Below are 669 nucleotides of genomic sequence, written 5' to 3'. Positions count from 1 at the left end.
AATAAGTTCCGTGATTCATTGTGAAGCATATTCATCATCTCCACATTTATCATACCACTGCTGTACAGTGCGGCGGTGACTTCACTCTATTTTCTGGGTTTGCTCTAAACTGAGGGTGTTCATTTGGGACGGCTTCTGAAAAATCTTGATATGTCAGAGACATGATGATGCCAGGCACATCGCTCTCTTTAATTAAGTAGTGAGCAAAAAGTCTTCGATTGTCCGAACGGTTCGGATTTAGAGAAAGGCTGTAACGATTCTGGCTTACAGCATCTTTAATTTGCTCTAAATATGTTTCTACCTCGGACTGGCTTAAATTCATATCCATCCCTCCTCACATTCTTACGATAGGATATCTTGCTTTTTCCATCATTAGTATATACCAAATGATGTGATTTTGTCAATACACCATCATGAGCGATGGCTGGCAATGACTGGAGATCAGCCCGGTGCTCTTTCCTTGGAGAGATCGTTCCGGTGACTGGAGGCCTTTTGGAATACTGTACAGAAAGATCGGTGCGTTGCAGAGGCTATGTCCCCTTCCGACAAGATAATGGTGCCTCTAGAGCAAACCCAGAAAATAGAGTGAAGTCACCGCCGCACTGTACAGCAGTGGTATGATAAATGTGGAGATGATGAATATGCTTCACAATGAATCACGGAACTTAT

At 42.9% G+C, this 669-nt stretch carries 1 protein-coding gene; it reads right to left on the bottom strand.

From position 1 onward, the window contains the following. Positions 1-49: 49 nt before the first annotated feature. The gene (locus B5F27_RS16730; protein WP_144066584.1) at positions 50-322 is read right to left on the bottom strand and encodes a hypothetical protein; all 273 of its coding nucleotides are present in this window, start codon (positions 320-322) and stop codon (positions 50-52) included. Between the last annotated feature and the right edge of the window lie 347 nt (positions 323-669).

It is taken from the genome of Faecalibacterium sp. An192 (genome assembly GCF_002160175.1).
Classification (GTDB): domain Bacteria; phylum Bacillota; class Clostridia; order Oscillospirales; family Ruminococcaceae; genus Faecalibacterium.
Note: the sequence above shows the minus strand (reverse complement) of the source record. Positions and strands in the feature narration are given on the sequence as shown.